Below are 20,118 nucleotides of genomic sequence, written 5' to 3'. Positions count from 1 at the left end.
GAGGGCGTGATTTGTGAATTCCCAAAGTGTTGAAGCGCTAATGGCCGCTAATTCATCAGCATCGATACCTGCTTTAGTGGTTAATCAGCTGAGTTGGCGACATGATGATACTCAAATTTTAGCTGATATTAGTTTTAGCCTTACAGCCAATAAAATGCTTGGAATTATTGGCCCAAATGGTGCGGGTAAATCGAGTTTACTGCGCTGTTTATATCGCTACATTACCCCAAGTCGCGGAACAATATCCTTATTTGGTCAAGATATTAGTCAATTTCATGGAAAAGCTTTTGCCACTCAAGTTGCCGTAGTCCAACAAGATACTCCGCAGTTTTTTGATATGAATACCAGTCAATTAATTGCAATGGGTTTAACACCGCATAAAGGTATGTTTGATGGCTATACCGCCGAAGATAATCAGCTTATTAATGATGCCATCAATAAAGTGGGGTTAACTGATAAAGCGTTTTTGCAATATGGCCAATTATCGGGTGGTGAAAAACAACGAGCTTTGATTGCTCGAGCGATAGTGCAGCGTCCGCAATTACTGATTTTAGATGAGCCAACTAATCATTTAGATATTCGTTATCAAATTCAAATTTTAGAATTAGTGAAAAGTTTAGGTATTACGGTCATTGCCTCTATTCATGATTTAAACCTGGCAAGTGCAATGTGCGACCACCTTTTACTACTCAATAAGGGCCTGCTGGTAGCACAGGGCTGTCCAACAGAGGTACTAACAGAAGCGCAAATCGGCGGCGTGTTTGAAGTGTGCTGCGAAGTTAAAAAACATCCGCAACATACTAAACCACTGATCAATTATTTTTATGGTTATGTGCCCAAGAAACAGGTGAAAGTGCTTGCTGATAATGGATTAACCTCAAGTGAGTGCGAGGTTCAATCATGAGCCCAGTTAAAGAGCACCGTCGCTACCAATTTTTTCTGCTTATATTGGCTATATTGGCAGCAATGAGCCCGATTGCTGCGGCCAGCTTTGGTGCCGCCAGTATCAACTTTACCGATGTGTTATCGGCGATCATTCAACGACGGCCTTGGCAAGATGACTTGGTCTTTCATCCCGCAAGCATTACTGAACGGATTGTATTTGAACTGCGTTTTCCGCGTATTATGCTGGCTTTTGTTGCTGGAGCTGGCTTGGCCTTAGCGGGCAGCGTATTGCAAACAGTTACCCGCAATCCATTAGCCGACCCGTATTTGTTTGGCATTAGTTCTGGTGCATCATTTGGCGCTGTGGTGGTCTTTAGCCTGCTATCAAGCGGCTTATTTGCGCAGGCTGATTTACTTGCGCTTTCTTCTGGGCAACTCGCTTGGTGGAGTTGGCAAAATTTACTCCTGCCTATAGGCGCATTTGCGGGCGCAAGTTTGTCAGTACTGCTGGTGTTGAGTTTGTCTGGTTTAGGACGCAGTAGCCAAATTGAGCGGATGTTGTTATCAGGTGTGGCTACATCATTTTTATTTGGTTCCTTAACGAGTCTAGTGCTGTATTTTTCAAGCCCGCAAGCCACTGCCTCAGTGCTGTTTTGGACATTAGGCAGCTTTGCTAAAGCTAGTTGGGCTGGCGTGGTATTACCCAGTGTCATTGTGGCCAGTAGTTTAGTCATTATTTTAGTATTTAAACGTCAAATTGTTGCGCTGCAAGCCGGTGATGAAACCGCGCATACCCTAGGGGTTAATGTCGCCAAACTGCGTTTAAATATGTTGTTATTGTGCTCGTTGATCACCGCCATTTTAGTCGCAAGTTGTGGTGGCATTGGATTTGTTGGTTTGATGATCCCCCATTGTGTGCGTTTACTATTTCCAGGACGCCAGCCTATGGTAGTAACGGCCATTATAGGCGGGCTGTTTATGGTTTGGATTGATGTTGTCGCTCGTTGTATTTTAGGCAATCAAGAGTTACCAGTAGGTATTATTACCGCAGCCATTGGCAGTGTATTTTTCTTATTTATTCTACGGCACAGGCGCTAATAGCTGAGTTAATAATAGCTTGAGTGTTAATGACGTTTTTTGATTTGTCAGTGATTACCCTGACGAGGAGTGGTTATGTTTACCGTTGTGCCGGTTACTCATCAGTTTGATGCTATGATCCAACATAAGATTGATAAAAAAACTAAACCTCAGGGATCCCTAGGCTTACTGGAAGTATTAGTTAAGCAAATCGCTCAAATACAGTTTTCATGTGATCCTACAGCCACAAAATTACATATTAACCAGCCAGGTTTATTGGTGTTTGCCGGCGACCACGGTATTGCTAAGTACGGCGTGTCTATTGCCCCAAGTGAAGTCACCAGCCAAATGGTGGCTAATTTTGTTCATGGTGGCGCCGCAGTTAACGTTTTTTGTCGGCAAATGGGCTTTAATCTAGAAGTTATAGATGCTGGTGTACTCGCTCCTTTGGGGTTAGATGGGATAACTGAATATCGATTAGGTAATGGTACCGAGGCGATTCATCTGGCACCAGCCATGAGTATTGAGCAAGTCACACAAGGTTTTGAGGCTGCTAGTGAAGTGGTTGAACGACACGTATTGTCCGGTTGTAATGTCATCGCCCTTGGTGAAATGGGCATAGGTAATACCTCATCCGCAGCGGCAATGATGGCGGTGTTACTTGATATAGATGTTGAGCAATGCGTCGGGCGCGGTACAGGTATTGATGACAAGACCTATGCATTGAAAAAATCACTTATCAGTCAGGCATTAATATTACATCGTTCAAGTTTAACTTCTCCCCTGCATATTTTAGCGTGTTTGGGCGGATTTGAAATTGTGCAAATGACTGGGGCTATCTTGGCGGCGGCTGAGCGAAAAATATTAGTGCTAATTGATGGGTTTATCTCTACCGCTGCGGCATTAGTCGCTGTAAGATTACACCCTGCGGCTCGAGACTATTTAGTGTTTGCTCATCAATCAGAAGAACAAGGGCATAAATTAATGCTAGCGCATTTAAATGCTAAGCCTATTTTGTCCCTAGGATTACGTTTAGGGGAAGGAACGGGGGCGGCGTTGGCACTACCCATAGTACAAGCAGCAATCAATTTTTATAATGACATGGCCAGTTTCGAAGATGCTGGTGTTGATAATGTAGTTTAAGGAAAGTATGGCTAATCTATACCGTGGTTTAAGACAATTAAATCTATTTTTTGTGGCATTAAGTTTTTTTACTCGTCTTCCTATCCCATCATGGGTGGTAATTGATGCTGAAAAGCTCAATAAATCTAGCCGATTTTTTGGTGTAGTAGGCTTGGTGATTGGCTTAATCAGCGCTTTGGTATTTTGGCTAGTTCAACTTATTTTACCGGCCAGTATAGCGGTATTAATGGCCATGGTAGTCGGTGTTATTGCCACTGGTGGCTTCCATGAAGATGGCTTAGCAGACACTGCTGATGGTTTTGGTGGTGGTTGGAGTGTTGAAGAAAAACTACTGATAATGAAAGATTCCCGTTTGGGAAGTTATGGTGCGCTAGCTATTGGTTTAGCGTTATTATTGAAATGGCAGTTATTAGTGGAGCTAGCATTATATAGCCCAATGGCGGCAATTAGTGGTTTTATTGTGGCGCACACATTGAGCAGAGTGGTTGCCGCTAGCTTAATATTTAGTGAAAAATATGTCCGAGATGACAGTGGCAAATCTAAACCTTTAGCGCAGCATCAGTCGTTGAACGATTTATTCATTCTGTTAGCCAGCGGTATTTTTGTATTGTTGTGGCTCAATGGTTTTGCTGCTTTTGCTTTGTTTATTATTCTTTGGGGTGTACGTTTTTTATTAGGCAGTTTATTTAGAAGCCAAATAGGCGGATACACGGGTGATACCTTAGGTGCCGCGCAACAAGTTAGCGAAATTGTGTGCTACTTGGTTATTTTGGCGGTTGGTTTAAGTTAGTGATCCATTTAGTGCTCGGTGGAGCCAGAAGCGGTAAAAGTGGCTTTGCAGAACAGCATGTGGCCAACATTGTTAAGGCATTCCCGCAACATATGGATGTTATTTACATTGCGACTGCTACCGCTGGTGATGACGAGATGAACGCAAGAATATCGCGTCATCAGCAGGATCGAATTACCAGTCAGCTGTTGTGGCAAACCATTGAAACACCATTGGCATTGGCTGATTGTTTAAACCAAATTGATAAAGCTAACCAGGTTATTTTAGTTGACTGCTTAACCTTATATTTAACCAATCATCTATTATCTTTGGCACCAGAGCAATTACAAAACGGTATCCTATCTAGCTGGCAAATGGAAAAGCAGCAGTTATTGTCGACTTTGCCACAACTGCAATCTCATATTATATTAGTCAGTAATGAAGTGGGGTCGGGTATTGTGCCTATGGGGGAACTGAGCCGTGAGTTTGTTGATCAAGCTGGCTGGTTAAACCAATCCGTTGCTTTATTGGCTGATCAAGTCAGTTTAATCGTTGCCGGATTACCTCTTTCATTAAAAGCGCCTAAATCCTAATGACCATAGATAGCGCTCATCTCAAGAACAGTCATACCCCATCTACTCGCGACATCAAGAACACATTAACAGGCGCTTTGATGGTGCAGGGCACCACATCCGATGCGGGTAAAAGTACTCTAGTTGCTGGTTTGTGCCGTGTTTTTGCCCGTAAGCATATTGCTGTCGCGCCGTTTAAACCACAGAATATGGCGTTAAACAGTGCGGTAACCGAAGACGGTGGTGAAATTGGCCGAGCACAAGCGTTGCAAGCCATTGCCTGTTATCTAAAGCCGCATACTGATTTTAACCCTGTATTACTTAAACCTAGTTCTGATACCGGTGCTCAAGTCATTATTCATGGTAAAGCGCTAACCACACTTGAAGCTAAAGCATTTTTTGGACCTGAAAGCCAAGGTTATAAAACCCTAGCATTAACGGCAGTGATGCAATCTTATCGGCGCTTGCAGCAACAGTACTCACTGGTCGTTATTGAAGGCGCTGGCAGTCCCGCTGAAATTAATTTACGCCAGGGTGATATCGCTAATATGGGCTTTGCCGAAGTCGCGGATTGCCCGGTGATAATCATTGCTGATATCGATAAAGGCGGTGTGTTTGCTCACCTTGTGGGTACATTGGCACTATTGAGCGAATCTGAACAAGCTAGAGTAAAAGGCTTTGTGATTAATCGATTTCGCGGTGATATAGGTTTGCTTCAACCCGGCATTGACTGGTTAGAAAGCTATACTAAAAAACCTGTTTTTGGTGTATTACCTTATTTGCACGACTTACATCTTGATGCCGAAGACGGTTTAGTTGAATCTTCAAACCTAAGCCCCTCAGTTACCACGAACAAGCTAATCGTATTGGTGCTAGTTTTTCCGCGGATCAGTAATCATACCGACTTTGATCCATTACGCCTGCATCCTCAGGTTGAGTTTCGCTATATCAGTATGGCAGATCAACATAAGGTGTTTCCTGATGCTGATTTGATTATTTTACCTGGCAGTAAGAATGTCCGTGCCGACTTACTTTTTATGCGCCAGCAAGGCTGGGATAAGGCTATTTTTAAGCATTTACGTTACGGTGGAAAGGTTATTGGTATTTGCGGTGGTTATCAAATGCTAGGCCAGCTGATTGATGATCCCCACGGTGTAGAAGATATTGCAGGCAGCATCAAAGGTTTAGCTTTGTTGGATATTAATACTAAATTAACCACACATAAAACCCTTACTCAAGTAAGTGGTTACTTACAATTAGAGCAGCAACAGGTTAGCTTTACAGGCTATGAAATTCATTGTGGTGTATCGAACTTTACCCATAGTGATATTACACATCCTATTAAGATCGGTACTGAAGCGACTCAGTTTGATGGTCAAGTTAGTCAAGATAACTTGATTATGGGCACTTATATTCATGGCTTATTTGATAGTCCAGCAGCTTGTCAGCTGCTTTTACAATGGGCCGGTCTTGCTCAAGCTGAAGCAATCGATATTAATCACATTCGCGAACAGCAATTAAATCGTCTTGCTGACGTATTAGAAACACATCTTGATTTAGACAAATTAACCGGAGTGATCTCATGACCGAGAAGACAACAGACAACAATGCAAACATCGACAGTACTGATGTTGACAGTACTAATCTTGACAATACAAGTCTTGAAAGTACTAAGCTTGGTAATCAAAAGGCGGATCGCCATAAAGCTCGTCAACAAAAAGTAAAGCTAGGTGTAGATGCTAAAATTGCCGCAGCACAGCAAGAAAAGGGCATTTTATTAGTGCTTACCGGTAATGGTAAAGGTAAATCAACTTCTGGCTTTGGCTCTGTCGCACGCGCGGTTGGCCACGGTCACAAAGCCGCGGTAGTGCAATTTATTAAAGGCACTTGGGCATGTGGTGAACGTAATTTGTTAGAAGGTGCAGGGGTTGAGTTCCATGTTATGGGAACCGGCTTTACCTGGGAAACACAAGATAAAGAAAAAGATACTAAAGCGGCTGTAGAAGCCTGGGAATACGCAGAGAAACTGCTGCAAGATGAGTCGGTGAATTTATTATTATTGGACGAGTTAACCTACATGGTTAGCTATCATTATATTGAGTTAGAGCGAGTTCTCACAGCCTTGAGAAACAGACCTGCAATGCAACATGTGATTATTACTGGGCGTTCTTGTCACCGGGAGATTATCGAGCTTGCTGATACGGTGAGTGAAGTCCAGCCGATTAAGCATGCGTTTAATGCAGGGATCAAAGCTCAGTTAGGATTTGACTATTAATCAATAAATGTCGCTTAAAGCATACATTGGGTTCAGCTAAAAAAATGGCCAACTTATGTTAAGTTGGCCATTTTTATTGGTACTTAGTGTTAACGACGTCTTCTACTACGGCGGCGCATGCGGCTTTCTTTATCTGCTGCAGTAGGTTCTCCGTCAGTTCCATTTCGTTCTTCATTATCAAGAAAATCGTCATCATGGTCATCATGGTCATCATCTAGATCATCATTGCTGTGGGCTAGAGATACTGGTGATTCCACTTTGACTTCTTGCTTGGGTTCAACTTTTTTATCGCCCCTGAACACTGATTTTAAAATACTGGTCACGCCTTGCAATTTTGCAGAGGGCTCAGCTTTTGAACTAGATTTTTCATCAGGTATAGCAGGGCTTGCTTCAAAAACCTTTTCAAGTTTTTGTTCTATATTGTTTTTTAGTTCTTCAGAAAATTGAATGTTATCAATTTTCTCTTGCGACTTTTTTGGCGTAATATCATCAATAGATTCCCCCGGCTTCAAGCGTACAGCAACATTGTCCATGCTGGCCGATGGTCGGATAGGCTGAGGGTCTAACGATGCTGTTCTGGGTCTAATTTCAGCAACGTTATCTAGGGTGATTGTTTTACTAATAATAGGATCTAAAGGCACTGTTTTTATTGCTACGGGATCTAATGATAGTCCTGAGCTAGCCACAGGGTCTAATGATGCAGACTTGGTTGCTATAGGGTCAAGTGATAACGTTTTAGTAGCGACAGGATCAATAGATGCCGATTTAGTGGCAATTGGATCGATTGATGTTGATTTCGCTGCTACTGATTCAAATGATACGCTCGAGGCAATAATTGATGTGGCAGAAGCATCTGACGGAACTTGAGACGGCGTAGGCACTGAAGCTTGATCTTTTTCTCTTATTTGTAGACGTTTATCAAATTCTGCAGTGACTTCAGCTATTTCAGATTTAGCAATACTGACAGCGTTAACAAGTTCTTCAAAATGGGCTTGATAATCTTCATATCGACTTTCAATGCTGCTGATATTGTTCTTAACTTCATCGCTTAACTTACTTGTTAGACGCTTGTATATATTTATTTCTTGTTCTAACTCATATAGATAAGTTTTAGAATATTTAATAGACTCGTCTATTTCAACGAGGTTTTCAGTCAACTCACGCCGCTTAGAGGTAAACTCGTTAATAAGCTCTTTTGGAATTTGAGCTGGCGATTCTGGCTGCGACACTAAAGCAGAGAATTCACTAATATGGCTAACCGGCAGCCATTGTGAAAATGCTGGATGCCAGCCATAACAGTTAGGCTGGTCTTGTAAAAACGCAATAGCCTCAACTTCGGTTAATGGCCCTGTTACGTCGCCATCATGTGAAAAAAACCATTTTTTCATAATCATAATTCTTATTTAGTCGTTATCAACAGTGATTAGGAGTTATCGCAAATATGATTTGGAATCATTACTTAGTTGCGACGCCAGCAAGAGTTCTTTGTAAAGCCTCATACTGTTCATTAACACTTCGGATTGTTGTTTTAACTTCTTGATTTAAATTCTGGGTTATCGTTTTCGTCTTATTAGTATCACGATCAAAATCAGCGAGTGAATTGCTAAGAGACTTTATCGTTGTTTCAATTCGACTTAGCGCGGTATTAAGCTCTTGTTCTTTTGCTATAAAACGCTCAATCAACTTTTTTGGGATCGCTTGAGGCGGAGGTGGTGGTGTGATTACTATATCAAACTCATCGACATGACTGACTGGTATCCATTGGGCATAAGATGGATGCCAGGCGTAGGTGTCTGGGTTTTTTTCGATAAACTTGTTTGAGTCCGACAAGCCTAGAGGCCCGCTAACTTCACCATTATGTGAGAAATACCATTCTTTCATAGTTCCACTTTTATCCTTAACAGTGCTTGAGCTTATAGTTATTTTTATAATTAATCAGGGGTGTAGTCTACAACTATAGTCACGTTTTTGCGGCAACGTCACTTGGTTTGTCATGTTTTAGGAGCTAAAAGTGTCAACAACAAGCAGAAGTCATAATTAGCACCTATATATTTTGTTACAATAACCTATATTTTTTAACATGACTACTGTTTATCAAGGATCGATCTTGTTAAATGTGTAATGTCTATTTGACGCAAACCTAACACTGCAGCAGTGTTAAGCCTTTTTTAGTGCTGATATTATAGTCTAATTGTTTTTACCTAGCGGGTCTTTGATGTCGATCATTCAAAGTCAGCAAAAGTATTAAATTCGATCCACGCATCGGTGGTTGGGTGGTTAAAGCCGATAAATGCAGCGTGCAGATGCAACCTGTTTTGCTGAATACCATATAAGTCATCTCCCACAATAGGCAATCCTAAGCCTTGGTGGTGGGCGCAGTGCATTCTAAGTTGATGAGTACGTCCTGTTTTTGGATATAAGTGTAAAAGGGTGCGGGCACCTTTGTGCTTATATACCTCCCAATAGGTTTCGGCTTGCTTACCGTGTTCATAACAAACTAATTGCTTGGGGCGATCATTTAAATCGACTCTAAGCGGCAAGTTTATTGTGCCATTTTGCCCCTTAGGTTTACCGTCAACTAATGCAATATAGCGTTTGATTACTGTGCGGTTAATAAACTGTTGTTGTAATGCTTTGTTAGCGTCTTTGGTTAGTGCTATTACCATTAGTCCTGAAGTCGACATATCAAGACGATGTACTATAAGTGGACCAGTGGCTTGGGGAAATAATTGTTTCATTCTGGTTTGTACTGAGTCGGTGACATTTTTTCCTGCCACAGAGAGCATCTCAGCGGGTTTATTGATAATCGCTAAGTCTTTATCTTGATAGACTATTTCAATGTGCTTATTGACTGCGGTATTCACAAGTAATGGATCAGGGTCGACGGTCATACCTTTAAGCATATGTGCCAATATAGGACGGCATTTACTGTGGCAGGCTGGGTAGAAGTTTTTATGCTGCTTTATTTCTGATTTAGGTGATGAGCCCCACCAAAACTCAGCCATAGCGATAGGGGTTAACTGGTGCTGAAACGCATACTGTAATAATTTAGGTGCAGCACATTCACCAGCACCAGCTGGAGACAGATGATTCGGGGCATCGTGAAATATTGTGTTTAAATCTTTGCTTTCTGCTAACACATTTAAAAATTGGTACTGATTAAACAGCTTCTTTTGCAGTTGATTAGAAAGCTGTTTGCGCTGCTTTTTTAATTGGTTTATTTGTTGTTGTCGTGTGTCAACCTGTTGCTGGGTATGGTCAACCTTGATTGCCCAATGTTGTTTTAACTCAGTAAGCTTAAATTTTTGTTGCACACTCTGGCGACTAAGCTCAATTGACAATGATGTGAATGCTTCAGTGGTCATGTTATGTTGCGCTAAGGCTAAATCAGCTTGCTCACGCTGATCTTTTCTATGCTTACGGCTTTCAATAATGACAGATCGTAGCTGTTCGAGCTCATTTTCTGACTGCAGCTGTTGATCTGCTAAAAGGTCAACTAACCTGGTTAATTGGGGATCTGTTTCATGCTGAATAATGAGTTGATTGATATCATTGATTTGTTTGTTTTCAACACTAAAAAAGCTGTCTTTAGTTAACATGTCAAACACTGGCGGTACAAAGGGAGGCAAAATATTTTGATCTGCTAACTTGCCTGAAAATGCCGCTAAAAATCCCAGTTTGTCCTGCTGATTTTTTACAACCAGTACCCCAAACATTTTACCTATGACCATTCCACGATCGTTTTCAGGATCTAAGCCAAAGTTATGTCGCCAAGGGTTTGTGTCTAACAAGTCTTGTTGTAACTGTTCTGCCGCTTGTATGCACAGGGTGTGAGGTTGATAATAAAACGGAAAAGTAAACGACTCCGGTAAGCTGTGTTCAGCAATACTGCCATTGAAAAGAATAAAACAGGGATCGTTAACAGCCATTACACACTCTTACTATACCAAAGGGCGGCTATTTTACCTTGTAGTGGATTGTGATGCATCCATAAGCGTTATTACTTTAAGTGGTGTTTTCAAGCATAAAGGTTCAATAGGTCTTAGCGTAATTCAGAGGATGTTGTATTACTAATTTATTTTATGAAAAAATGGGCGCAGTATAAATACTTCGCCCATTAAGTTGTGATTGCATGCGCAGATTATTTCTTAGCAACTCTGTGCAGTGCACACAGTTTATTACCATCAGGATCGCGTAAATAGGCTAGATACAATTCAAAGCCAGGACCTTGGCGTAGACCTGGCGCTCCTTCACAAGCGGTACCACCACTTTTAACACCCATAGCTTCCCATGCATCAGCAGCGGCAGGGGTTTCAGCCGCAAAACCGATAGTCGTGCCGTTACCATGACAAGCGGGCTCGCCGTTAATCGGCTTAGTTAATGCAAAAATGCCTGTAGGGGTGAAGTAAAAACAGCGGCCTTTATCATCTATGACACCTGGTGCGTGGCCTAAAGTCGCTAAAATTGCGTCGTAAAACTTTTTCGACTTTTCAATATCATTAACGCCGATCATGATGTGACTAAACATGGTGACTCTCCTTGTGTGAACTCATTGAGTTCGATTAATAGACGGGTTTTTGCTCAATTCAGTAAGGTTATTGTGTACGATTATACTGTTCGATTAGTTCAATGGTATGGCTGAGCAATGTCGTATCGCCACTTGCACCATGGCCCGGAATAACGAGATTAATGTTAGGGAACTGTTGGTTTACTTTATTAATCGTTGTCGGCCATGCCTGCATATCGGCTTCGCCAATATAGCCCATGGTTTTTGAGTCGAGTGATTTTATCAAACAACCGCCGAATAGTATTTGCTGTTTTGGCAACCACACCACGAGGTTATCTTTTGTATGCCCAGCACCTAAGTCATACACCTCAATAAGATCAGACTTTACAGTGTAACTATTACCTTCAAAAGCCATGCTTGCTTGAGGTTTATTAGTTACAGCTAAAATATCTTGGGTACGGTCAGAGACAATAGTCTGAACGCCATGGTTATTTAAATAGCCTATACCACCTGCGCGATCTTGATGTGAATGGGTCGAAATGCTGGCAACAGGGGTGAAACCTTGCTGTATTATCCATTCAAGTAACAATGCCGTATCGCTGTCTGTCCATGGTGTATCTATAATGTAAGCTTGTTTATCTTGCACCACGACAAGCCCATTGGCTTCGACTACACCAAAGTCAGTAACATTTAAATATGAATGATGCAGATAAACGCCATCGGCAATTTCTGCAATTGCAAACTCACCAGGTTGACTGGTGCTGTTTGAGCTATTTTGGGTAACCGTTTCTGTATTAATCGAATGTGCCTGGCTTGATGCGGTAACGAGTACACTGAGTAAGCACGTACAGAACAAGCCGATTTTAAAGCCGTTATCCATAGTTTTTCCAAGATAATATTTGATGTCGGTTGAGCATTAACAGCATGCTCTTAAAAAGTAGATAACGGCATGTTACACCGATTTTTCGATATCATTAGTTTGATGAACAGAAAATAATGCCTGCACGTTAACCTTGGCTTTAATCTTCGCCGCCAACAAATAAATGCCTGCCAATTTACGATGAATAAAAATAGCATCCATTGGTGGCGTGTGCCATTCATCTTGTTGTGTGCTCATTGATCTAGCTGCATCGGTGACTCTATTAGCTAATCGGCTTTGGGCAAAATCATATTCGCCATTGTGTCTTAAGGGTTCGCATGCCTGATGAAAAATATCGACAATCAATGCTTGCTGTTCAGCAGAAATATTGTCTTGGAAGAAACCGATTTGTGATGCAGCCTCAGTGATTAATGCCATATCACTGGTCATTGCGCCCTGCATCAGTAATTTATAACCCTGCGATAATGAGTTTGATATGGTTCGCGTAGCACCAAAGTCAAGCAGTACTATGCAACCTGTATCTGCTTGGTACTGAAAGTTACCAAAATTAGGATCGGTTTGAACAAGCTTAAAAGTAAATAACTCATCAAGAAACAACTGTAATAACCTGGTGGCTACACTATCACGGGTGTGTTGATCTAATGACGCTATAGATTCGATTGACTGGCCTTCAACAAACTCCATACATAAAATACTGTTGTTACTCAGTGCAGGGTAAACTTTTGGCACAATAAAGTGGGCTTGGTGTTTAACCCATTGCTTATATTGAATCAGTAATGCCGCTTCGTGAAGATAATCAGCCTCATGGTGTAGTTGCTGTTTAGCTTGGGAAAGGAGCTCGTCAAGTTTGACGTTATTCGGTACTAATCCTGACATTTTTAATAGTGAGGCGACATTATCAATGTCGCTATCAATACTGTCTTTAATACCCGGATATTGAATTTTGACCGCCAGCTTCTCCCCTGTGGCTAAGTAAGCAAGATGCACTTGACCGATTGATGCTGCTGCAAATGGGCGTAACTCAAATTGACCTAAAGCATCTAACCAATTGTCTCCCCAGTGAGACTTCAATACGCCGATAAGTTGTTTATGGGGCATGTAGTTAGCGTTAGAACGCAACTTGGCCAGTACTTCAGTTAACTCTGGTGGTAACAGCTCGCCTGCATCCATCGAAAGCATTTGGCCGACTTTCATCGCTGCGCCACGTAATTGCGCCAGTTTGTCTGCAATATGGCCAATATTCGTTGGGGTCATAACCAGCTGTTTCAGCTGCGGTGATTGACCCTGGCTGTATTGTTTTACCCCTTCTTTAATTATGTTGCCAGCTAAGCGAGTGGCTAACCCGCCAAATGCTGAAAAACGTGCAACTCGGCTACTGGGTACTTTAGCGGCTTTTTGAGTATCAGATGGCTTGTTCATATAGGCTAAAATCGACTACCAGTAATGAAAGATGATCAAACAATACGCCAATAAAGCGGTTAAGATCATTTAATCAATTTTAATAAGGCTTTAAACCTATCGCCTTCTGCCTGATGCTGTAATTCAAAAAGTAATGACTCTACATTTGTCAGCTGCGCACCAAGATTAAGCATCATTTGAATACCCAGTACTTTGTTATCCGTTGAGCGCGACGACATGGCATCGGCGACAACATGAACATCAAAGTTATGTTGAAGCAGGTCTTTGCATGTTTGATAAACACAAACATGGGTTTCGATACCGCACAAAATAACTTGCCTACGGCCTTTTTGGGCAAGTAAAGTTTGTACTTGTTTTGACTGCCAGCCACTGAAATGTTGTTTTGCAATAGGTTGGCATAAGGGGGATAACAATTCAGCTAATTCTGGCGAGGTTGTGCCGAGTTTATCTGGCAATTGTTCTAACCAAATAATTGGCATATCGAAAAGGGCTGCCCCTTTAATTAACGTTATTAAATGATGGTGCAGTTGAGCGGAGTGTTGCATCACTTGGGCAAGTTTTCCTTGTACATCAACGACCATGAGTACGCAATCTGCTGGATTTATCATAATTGAGTCCAATTAAGTGTAAGTGATAAGAATAAGATAACGATAAGATAGGTACCTAAGCACGATATTTTATTATGGTAGTAGATTGTTTTTTAGACAAGCTTCCAATAGGGCCTTAGTCTAAAGCTGTGTCAAACGTTAAAAGGATGTTAGCTAATGAGTAAAAGGATTGTAGTGTGCGCAGATGGAACTTGGAATCGGCCAGAACTGGATGTTGAACAAGATCATGCCACCAATGTGCTTAAATTTGCCCGTGCCATTGACCCGATAGCCAGTGACGGTAAATCACAACAGGTATTTTATGATTGGGGCCTTGGCTCTTACCATGACGTGTTAATTAGCGGGGCAACGGGTCGAGGACTACATAAAAACATTGTCGATGGTTATCGCTATATTGTGCAAAATTACTCCCCAGGGGATGAAATCTGGTTATTTGGTTTTAGCCGCGGTGCATACACGGTTCGCTGTTTATCGGGATTAATCAATAATTGCGGCATCATCAAGCGGCCCGATGCTAAGTATATTCAAAAAGCGTTTGATCACTATAAAACCCAAGATAATAAATATGCTCCTGACGGTATTAAGTCTGTCGAATTTAGGGAGAAATATTCTCATTCAACACGTGACGTCGCTTTTGTGGGTGTTTGGGATACAGTCGGTGCTATGGGGATCCCTTTTTCATTTTTAGGGCTATTTGAAGATAAAGATGAATTTTTTGATACCAAAATTGGTGCCAATGTTAAAGTAGCCCGACATGCATTGGCAATTGATGAACATCGACAAGATTTTACCCCAACGATTTGGTCATCAAAAGACAGTGTGGATATTGAACAGGTTTGGTTTGCGGGGGCGCACAGCAATGTTGGCGGCAGTTATCCTGCAGATGATGATGGTACTCGGCTATCTGATATTCCGTTACAATGGATGATGCAGCAAGCTCAGTTAAATGGGCTGAGTATTGAACATCATTTACTCGATGGTATCGTGCTTAATCCGCTGGCTAAGCTAGTTAATTCCAGACGCAAATTTTATCGACTAAAGACAAAATCGCTGCGAACGATTAACGATTTAGGCGCAGCACAAGTTCACTCGTCAGTTAAAGCGCGCTGGCAACAAGATGACAGTTATCGCCCTGAAAATCTGCTTGAATATGCAAAGCTGCATGGTTGGTAATAAACCTGATATGACTATAATTCTTAGCTATTAACCATTTTAATCACAATCACTAATCAGTATCGCTTAAGTTAAATTTATTAAAAATGAGCACTACACTCGAAAAGGACACTCGTTTGCTATATTTCATACTCACTCGCTTTTTATTATTCCCTATTGTTTCTGCCGCATTAGTGACAGTGTCATTTACCGTCTTTGCGCAAACTGTTCAGGATGTCACTCCAGCTAATAGCCACGCAAATATTCACCCTACTGGCGCAAAACGTATTGTTGCTTTATCTCCTCACGGCGTTGAAATGCTTTATGCCATAGGAGCAGGCGACAGAATTGTCGCGACCACAGATCATGCGGACTACCCTGAGTCAGCAAAGTTTATTCCCCGTATTGGTGGCTATTATGGCATTCAAATAGAGCGAATTATTGAGCTTAACCCTGATTTGGTTGTCGTTTGGGCAAGTGGTAATAAGCTGGAGGATATTAATCAAATTAAGCAACTGGGTTTTACTGTGTTTAATAGTGACCCTAAATCATTAGATGATGTGGCGACAGAGATTGAACAGTTAGGGCAACTTACTGGTCAAGCGCAACAAGCACAGAAGGTGGCAGATGATTACCGTCAGCAGTTAGCTGAGATTCGTCAACAAAACACACTTAAATCGAAGGTTAAAGTGTTTTATCAGTTGTGGTCGACACCACTAATGACTGTGTCTAAAGGCAGCTGGATTGAGCATATTATTGGTGTATGCAATGGGGCTAATGTATTTTATGAGGCCGCGAGCGAATATCCGCAAATTAGTATTGAAAATGTATTATTAACTAACGCCGAAGTGATATTACAAAGTCAGGACGAAGGAAATGCCATGGGAGTTAATTGGTCACAATGGCCCGAACTGCCAGCGGTTAAAAACCAACACATTTATCAGTTAGATGCCGATGTATTACATAGGGCGTCACCGAGAGTTCTTCAAGGGATTAAGCTGGTTTGCGAAGCTCTTGATAAAGCGAGATAGGATAATTTGAAGCTTCTTGGTTAAGGTAGCACTTAACTGAATTATTAAAGGGGGCAATATAGTACTGTGTCCCTATTTACCTGAGCAATGAATCGCTAATTAGCGCTGCACTATAAAATTGTATTCAGCTAGCCAATCGGCAGCTTCTGTTTTGCTAGTGAAAATGCACCTTTCAAAATCACCGAGTCTCTCAATGACCATTTGGTCTATGAAATGTTTTTTGATAGCCGATTTACTGTAAATATGTGCAGCTTTTTTTAGGCCATTATCGATACACCACGTCACTAAAGGAGTGATCACCTGGAACATTTCTGCTTCGCATAACTCCCATTCATCAAGATATACAATATGCCCCCAAGGATTGCCTATTAATGGCTGAGCGACATGCATGAATTGATTTTTATAGGCTATGGCAGCCTCTTTATTCCAACTGCCATTAAGTGTTGCCACAATGACGTTATTCTCTACCGTTAATGTAAAACTCCCATGTTGGGCAAAATCTATTTTCATTGTTTATTTGCCTTAATAATAAATCATTAAATTATGTTAGTGTGAAAAAATAAAAAAGTCAGCCTAATTTTAAATTTAGGCTGACTTATGTGCTGTTAATTTAGAACGGTGAGATTAGTGAATTTATAAATATTCTACTTCGAGTGAAATCAGCATAGCATCGTCATCTTCAGTGGTGAACTCCGCTCTAATCTCATAATCATTATTGGTTACTGTCATTTTTTCTAACCAGAATGTCGCGCTGCTTGCATACTTATCCATCATGGCTTGTTTAGTTTCAGGTATGTTCATTTGCTTTAAAAAACGCATAAAGTCTTCATCAGATTCAACAGGGTAATTGATACTTTCCGATAGTTTGATTTGCTTGATTGTATTGTCGACGTGTTTTACTTGTATGTGTTTAGACAATACCTCCCAGCTACCATCATCAGAGTAATTGATAACGTTAGGAACGTAGTGAATGACTAAATCTTGTATTTTTAACGGTTTAGGTTTAGATACTGGTACGAGTAAGTTATTTAACAAGTTGTTGTCGATATCAGAATACTGGATCTGATTTTCATCTCTATCATAATCACGTGAGTAAAAAGTGAAGCCACTTAACAATAAATCTGGTTCTTTACCGTTATAAGAGGAAAACTCTGAGAAATCTAACTTCAATAGATTTTTTTGGTTTGAAACAGTGTATTCAGCTTTTGACTTCTGTTTGAGGTAATTTAATTTTGCGCGTACGTTAGGTACATCATCACGGAACCCAGCTTTATCATCGATAAGCCAATTATTGTCAAAGTCTTCATCATATAAAATAAAATTCTTACCGGTGTAATTCAGTAGTGAATGCTCTTTATAAGTAATTTTTTGTACTTTGTCATTTTCGATAATAAGCCATAAGTCACGGCCATATAACCAAGCCGTGGTGTCTGCACTTAGGGTAAACACTGCGCTTGCTGGGCCAAGAATATTCAGAACGTATTCAGTCGAGTTATTAATGTTAATGCCATAAGCACCTGATAAGGTGATATTTGTTGACAGCTTGCCCGCTTCATTTGCTTTAGCAGCAAGTTTTGCCAGTTCCAATTGTGTCATCAGTGCTGGTTTAAAGTTTTTTGATGATGTGCCTGCTCTGGCGGTATTGACTGTTCGCGTTGGTGCTTGCACTACTTGTTCCGGTTGGACACGAGCAATCGCTAGCTCAGGTTCAGGCTTAGGTATTGTAATTGATGTGGCCGGTTTTTTTGAGACGGAGTAACAGAGCGCTCAAAAGTAATGGGTCTACGGCTCAGTTGGTTGTAGGCGGTGCTCATTGATGACAAACTTTCGTCATCATCACAAAAATCGATTAAATCAGCGGTGATAATTAGCTTATCGGTTTGGATAAGATTAGTGATAATAATGGCATCGACGCGTTTTTCTTTTGCTTTTTCTCTGATTAATTGAAAACTACTGGCTATTAGCTTGTTATTCGCGCTGTCAGTAAGTTTTTTTTCAATATAAATACCATCAACAATAATAGGCGCACATGAAGGTAAAAAATTAAGAATAGGGGGAAGTGATTTGGCTGAAACGGGTAGACTTAAAATAAGCAGCATTAACACTAACAGTTTGTTCATTGTCGGGCACATCCTTTTGGTTTTGCTTGAATTTATGCTAATTACTTTTTAATCATGTTCTGTTTAATTGGCATTGCTAGCGCTTACTCATCCGTACTTTAGTACTGTTTTATGACTAATAATTGAGTAGCGGCTCTAATTTAACAAGTATTTAACAACCATGTCAAAGGTGGACTGCGGATTTTGTTGCAAAAAAAGATAAAAATATCACTGAACCGCTATTCTTAACAAATCTAAACAAGGTTTCAAATATCACTAGGAGTTGGCTTGCCCTACTGGCTTATAACCGCTTTATTTGCACTGCATTTTTAGCATTGGCTTTCCCTCATCTAGGCTAACCTGATATTCTTATTTTATTATTGATTAATAGACTGTGAATATGGACAAATCGGCTTTTCTTGATGCAATGAATATCACCCGTTGGCGTAGTGCTGACAAACCGGGCAAACCTTACTTGGTATTACACGATGTCGATGCAGATTTATCTGAACAACAGTTTATTGAAAATGTGCTGGCCCAATTAGATATAACCCCAGAGCAATGCGATTTTGATTGCGAAGTGATCAAAGGTCCGCAGGTTGTTTGGGATATGCGTAAAGTAAAAAGACGTCCACGGGTAGCATGGTTAGTCAGTGCACCACTGGAAGATGTGCTTCAAAGTGGGACTGAAAAGCGCCAGCTATGGCAGCAAATTTGTTCTGTGGTAGATAAACAACAAAGCTAATTTTATAGGGTTTATCTTTTACATCAGATTAAATGCCATTATTCATAATTTTTCATATTCATTTCTTATCAATTCATATCAAGCACAATAGCCATTCATAAGTTTTCCCTATAGTCACCCTATTAATAATAAGTGGTAAACATAGGGTGATAATTATGAACAAAATACATCAACTGACTCAATCGGTTTTACTTGGCAGCTTGCTATTTTCAGCCGTGCCATTTGCATTTGCTGCAGATGATGCCGACGTGTTTGGCGGTAAAATTAGCGGCAACATGACTTTTGCATCTGATTATGTTTTTCGCGGTGAATCTGAAACCATGGACGGCGACGTTCCCGTGGTACAAGGCACGTTAGGTTGGGCTAACGATGCGGGTTGGTACACTGGCGTTTTTGCTTCAAATATTAAGTTTGCTGATCCTAATTTAGAAATCGTGACCGCGCCATACATTGGTAAAGCTGGCGAGTTTGGTGATAGTGGCATTACCTATGACGTGATGGTCTTTTCTTACCTTTATCCGGGTGCGTCTTATTCAAACTACACTGAATTATGGATTAAAGTGGGCAAACAGTTTGGCCGTGCAAACGTACAACTAGAAGTGACCCCAACGGTTGATGACTGGTTTGGTGTAGAAGGCTGGCAAGGGGTGAACTACGCAGTACACCCAAGTTATCAATTCGACAGTGGCTGGAAAGTGTCTGGCAGCGTGGGTTATCAGGATTTAGATGGCGAGGGAGCAGAAGGTTGGGGGCACTGGAATCTTGGTGTCAGTAAAGTCTATGCAGGGATTAATTTCGATGTGCGTTACCATGGCAGCACAGTTGACTCTGATCATAAAGTGTATGGTACCCAAACCGAAATTTTTGATGATCGCCTTGTTGTTGGTATTAACAAAAGTTTTTAGCCTGCAATAGCAGCTTCGCAGTAATTATTAGTATTGGATCTGAAACGTCAC

At 41.1% G+C, this 20,118-nt stretch carries 21 protein-coding genes; 11 read left to right on the top strand and 10 right to left on the bottom strand.

What is annotated here, in order from left to right; translation table 11 throughout:
- The first annotated feature begins 40 nt into the window (after positions 1–40).
- The 7 genes from ACRWQN_RS16550 (at position 41) to cobO (ending at position 6,721) form a co-directional block, all read left to right on the top strand.
- Positions 41–904: an ABC transporter ATP-binding protein gene (locus tag ACRWQN_RS16550; RefSeq protein ID WP_434940686.1), complete on the top strand. Its 864-nt coding sequence runs from the start codon at positions 41–43 to the stop codon at positions 902–904.
- Positions 901–1,983 (top strand): FecCD family ABC transporter permease, encoded by a 1,083-nt coding sequence (locus ACRWQN_RS16545; protein ID WP_434938924.1) that lies wholly within the window; start codon positions 901–903, stop codon positions 1,981–1,983. The genes ACRWQN_RS16550 and ACRWQN_RS16545 overlap by 4 nt, the downstream gene beginning before the upstream one ends.
- Before the next feature lie 75 nt (positions 1,984–2,058).
- Positions 2,059–3,105 (top strand): nicotinate-nucleotide--dimethylbenzimidazole phosphoribosyltransferase, encoded by a 1,047-nt coding sequence (cobT, locus tag ACRWQN_RS16540; RefSeq protein WP_434938922.1) that lies wholly within the window; start codon positions 2,059–2,061, stop codon positions 3,103–3,105.
- A gap of 7 nt (positions 3,106–3,112) precedes the next feature.
- Positions 3,113–3,895, top strand: a complete 783-nt coding sequence (locus ACRWQN_RS16535; RefSeq protein WP_434938920.1) for an adenosylcobinamide-GDP ribazoletransferase — start codon at positions 3,113–3,115, stop codon at positions 3,893–3,895.
- Positions 3,895–4,467 (top strand): bifunctional adenosylcobinamide kinase/adenosylcobinamide-phosphate guanylyltransferase, encoded by a 573-nt coding sequence (cobU, locus tag ACRWQN_RS16530; protein WP_434938918.1) that lies wholly within the window; start codon positions 3,895–3,897, stop codon positions 4,465–4,467. Before ACRWQN_RS16535 ends, cobU begins: the two co-directional genes overlap by 1 nt.
- 80 nt (positions 4,468–4,547) lie before the next feature.
- Entirely contained in the window at positions 4,548–6,032 is a 1,485-nt protein-coding gene (locus tag ACRWQN_RS16525; protein WP_434940685.1) for a cobyric acid synthase, read from the top strand.
- A complete protein-coding gene (gene cobO, locus ACRWQN_RS16520) occupies positions 6,029–6,721 on the top strand; it encodes a cob(I)yrinic acid a,c-diamide adenosyltransferase (RefSeq protein WP_434927004.1) in 693 nt (230 codons plus the stop codon). Before ACRWQN_RS16525 ends, cobO begins: the two co-directional genes overlap by 4 nt.
- 89 nt (positions 6,722–6,810) lie before the next feature.
- Here the strand turns inward: cobO and ACRWQN_RS16515 are convergent, their stop codons facing one another.
- The 7 genes from ACRWQN_RS16515 to ACRWQN_RS16485 form a co-directional block, all read right to left on the bottom strand.
- The gene (locus ACRWQN_RS16515; protein ID WP_434938916.1) at positions 6,811–8,109 is read right to left on the bottom strand and encodes a GYF domain-containing protein; all 1,299 of its coding nucleotides are present in this window, start codon (positions 8,107–8,109) and stop codon (positions 6,811–6,813) included.
- Between the two features lie 67 nt (positions 8,110–8,176).
- The gene (locus ACRWQN_RS16510) at positions 8,177–8,602 is read right to left on the bottom strand and encodes a GYF domain-containing protein (protein WP_434927002.1); all 426 of its coding nucleotides are present in this window, start codon (positions 8,600–8,602) and stop codon (positions 8,177–8,179) included.
- A gap of 341 nt (positions 8,603–8,943) precedes the next feature.
- Positions 8,944–10,650, bottom strand: coding sequence for a pseudouridine synthase (locus ACRWQN_RS16505; protein ID WP_434938914.1), 1,707 nt, complete (start codon positions 10,648–10,650; stop codon positions 8,944–8,946).
- A gap of 212 nt (positions 10,651–10,862) precedes the next feature.
- Positions 10,863–11,249 carry a VOC family protein gene (locus ACRWQN_RS16500; RefSeq protein ID WP_434931290.1) on the bottom strand — a complete coding sequence of 129 codons (387 nt, stop codon included), beginning with the start codon at positions 11,247–11,249 and terminating at the stop codon, positions 10,863–10,865.
- 67 nt (positions 11,250–11,316) lie between these two features.
- Positions 11,317–12,108, bottom strand: coding sequence for a DIM/SIM/IMP family subclass B1 metallo-beta-lactamase (gene blaDIM / locus ACRWQN_RS16495; protein ID WP_434938912.1), 792 nt, complete (start codon positions 12,106–12,108; stop codon positions 11,317–11,319).
- A gap of 72 nt (positions 12,109–12,180) precedes the next feature.
- Positions 12,181–13,527: an ABC1 kinase family protein gene (locus tag ACRWQN_RS16490; protein WP_434938910.1), complete on the bottom strand. Its 1,347-nt coding sequence runs from the start codon at positions 13,525–13,527 to the stop codon at positions 12,181–12,183.
- Between the two features lie 65 nt (positions 13,528–13,592).
- The gene (locus ACRWQN_RS16485; RefSeq protein WP_434938908.1) at positions 13,593–14,135 is read right to left on the bottom strand and encodes a hydrolase; all 543 of its coding nucleotides are present in this window, start codon (positions 14,133–14,135) and stop codon (positions 13,593–13,595) included.
- Between the two features lie 156 nt (positions 14,136–14,291).
- Between ACRWQN_RS16485 and ACRWQN_RS16480 the strand changes: the two genes are divergently transcribed.
- Complete coding sequence (locus tag ACRWQN_RS16480; protein ID WP_434938907.1) at positions 14,292–15,308, top strand: DUF2235 domain-containing protein; 1,017 nt, start codon at positions 14,292–14,294, stop codon at positions 15,306–15,308.
- Positions 15,309–15,550: 242 nt separating this feature from the next.
- Positions 15,551–16,318: a cobalamin-binding protein gene (locus ACRWQN_RS16475; protein WP_434940684.1), complete on the top strand. Its 768-nt coding sequence runs from the start codon at positions 15,551–15,553 to the stop codon at positions 16,316–16,318.
- Between the two features lie 99 nt (positions 16,319–16,417).
- On the opposite strand, the gene ACRWQN_RS16470 is transcribed toward ACRWQN_RS16475, so the two are convergent.
- From ACRWQN_RS16470 to ACRWQN_RS16460, 3 genes are all read right to left on the bottom strand, one after another.
- Positions 16,418–16,828, bottom strand: coding sequence for a hypothetical protein (locus ACRWQN_RS16470; RefSeq protein ID WP_434938905.1), 411 nt, complete (start codon positions 16,826–16,828; stop codon positions 16,418–16,420).
- 123 nt (positions 16,829–16,951) lie between these two features.
- Entirely contained in the window at positions 16,952–17,986 is a 1,035-nt protein-coding gene (locus tag ACRWQN_RS16465) for a hypothetical protein (protein WP_434938903.1), read from the bottom strand.
- A gap of 29 nt (positions 17,987–18,015) precedes the next feature.
- Positions 18,016–18,438: a hypothetical protein gene (locus ACRWQN_RS16460; protein ID WP_434931298.1), complete on the bottom strand. Its 423-nt coding sequence runs from the start codon at positions 18,436–18,438 to the stop codon at positions 18,016–18,018.
- Positions 18,439–18,817: 379 nt separating this feature from the next.
- Here ACRWQN_RS16460 and ACRWQN_RS16455 point away from each other — a divergent pair, with 379 nt between their 5' ends.
- Together ACRWQN_RS16455 and ACRWQN_RS16450 are read left to right on the top strand one after the other, a co-directional pair.
- On the top strand, positions 18,818–19,162 hold the full coding sequence (locus ACRWQN_RS16455; protein WP_434926993.1) for a DNA polymerase III subunit psi: 345 nt from the start codon (positions 18,818–18,820) through the stop codon (positions 19,160–19,162).
- A 155-nt stretch (positions 19,163–19,317) separates the two neighbouring features.
- Positions 19,318–20,067 carry a TorF family putative porin gene (locus ACRWQN_RS16450; RefSeq protein ID WP_434938902.1) on the top strand — a complete coding sequence of 250 codons (750 nt, stop codon included), beginning with the start codon at positions 19,318–19,320 and terminating at the stop codon, positions 20,065–20,067.
- Positions 20,068–20,118 lie beyond the last annotated feature (51 nt).

It is taken from the genome of Shewanella sp. HL-SH8 (assembly GCF_051165765.1).
Taxonomy (GTDB): Bacteria; Pseudomonadota; Gammaproteobacteria; order Enterobacterales; family Shewanellaceae; genus Shewanella; species Shewanella glacialimarina.
The sequence above is the reverse complement of the archived record's forward strand: the minus strand, read 5'-3'. Positions and strand labels throughout refer to the sequence as shown.

Excerpts from the sequence above, each read along its gene's own strand:
- ACRWQN_RS16460 (WP_434931298.1), bottom strand. The coding sequence starts at position 18,438 with ATGAACAAACTGTTAGTGTTAATGCTGCTTATTTTAAGTCTACCCGTT.
- ACRWQN_RS16490 (WP_434938910.1), bottom strand. The coding sequence starts at position 13,527 with ATGAACAAGCCATCTGATACTCAAAAAGCCGCTAAAGTACCCAGTAGC.
- ACRWQN_RS16510 (WP_434927002.1), bottom strand. The coding sequence starts at position 8,602 with ATGAAAGAATGGTATTTCTCACATAATGGTGAAGTTAGCGGGCCTCTA.
- ACRWQN_RS16455 (WP_434926993.1), top strand. The coding sequence starts at position 18,818 with ATGGACAAATCGGCTTTTCTTGATGCAATGAATATCACCCGTTGGCGT.
- cobO (WP_434927004.1), top strand. The coding sequence starts at position 6,029 with ATGACCGAGAAGACAACAGACAACAATGCAAACATCGACAGTACTGAT.
- ACRWQN_RS16505 (WP_434938914.1), bottom strand. The coding sequence starts at position 10,650 with ATGGCTGTTAACGATCCCTGTTTTATTCTTTTCAATGGCAGTATTGCT.
- ACRWQN_RS16480 (WP_434938907.1), top strand. The coding sequence starts at position 14,292 with ATGAGTAAAAGGATTGTAGTGTGCGCAGATGGAACTTGGAATCGGCCA.
- ACRWQN_RS16535 (WP_434938920.1), top strand. The coding sequence starts at position 3,113 with ATGGCTAATCTATACCGTGGTTTAAGACAATTAAATCTATTTTTTGTG.
- ACRWQN_RS16450 (WP_434938902.1), top strand. The coding sequence starts at position 19,318 with ATGAACAAAATACATCAACTGACTCAATCGGTTTTACTTGGCAGCTTG.
- ACRWQN_RS16515 (WP_434938916.1), bottom strand. The coding sequence starts at position 8,109 with ATGAAAAAATGGTTTTTTTCACATGATGGCGACGTAACAGGGCCATTA.
- ACRWQN_RS16500 (WP_434931290.1), bottom strand. The coding sequence starts at position 11,249 with ATGTTTAGTCACATCATGATCGGCGTTAATGATATTGAAAAGTCGAAA.
- ACRWQN_RS16485 (WP_434938908.1), bottom strand. The coding sequence starts at position 14,135 with ATGATAAATCCAGCAGATTGCGTACTCATGGTCGTTGATGTACAAGGA.
- ACRWQN_RS16470 (WP_434938905.1), bottom strand. The coding sequence starts at position 16,828 with ATGAAAATAGATTTTGCCCAACATGGGAGTTTTACATTAACGGTAGAG.
- cobT (WP_434938922.1), top strand. The coding sequence starts at position 2,059 with ATGTTTACCGTTGTGCCGGTTACTCATCAGTTTGATGCTATGATCCAA.
- ACRWQN_RS16550 (WP_434940686.1), top strand. The coding sequence starts at position 41 with ATGGCCGCTAATTCATCAGCATCGATACCTGCTTTAGTGGTTAATCAG.
- ACRWQN_RS16525 (WP_434940685.1), top strand. The coding sequence starts at position 4,548 with ATGGTGCAGGGCACCACATCCGATGCGGGTAAAAGTACTCTAGTTGCT.
- blaDIM (WP_434938912.1), bottom strand. The coding sequence starts at position 12,108 with ATGGATAACGGCTTTAAAATCGGCTTGTTCTGTACGTGCTTACTCAGT.
- ACRWQN_RS16545 (WP_434938924.1), top strand. The coding sequence starts at position 901 with ATGAGCCCAGTTAAAGAGCACCGTCGCTACCAATTTTTTCTGCTTATA.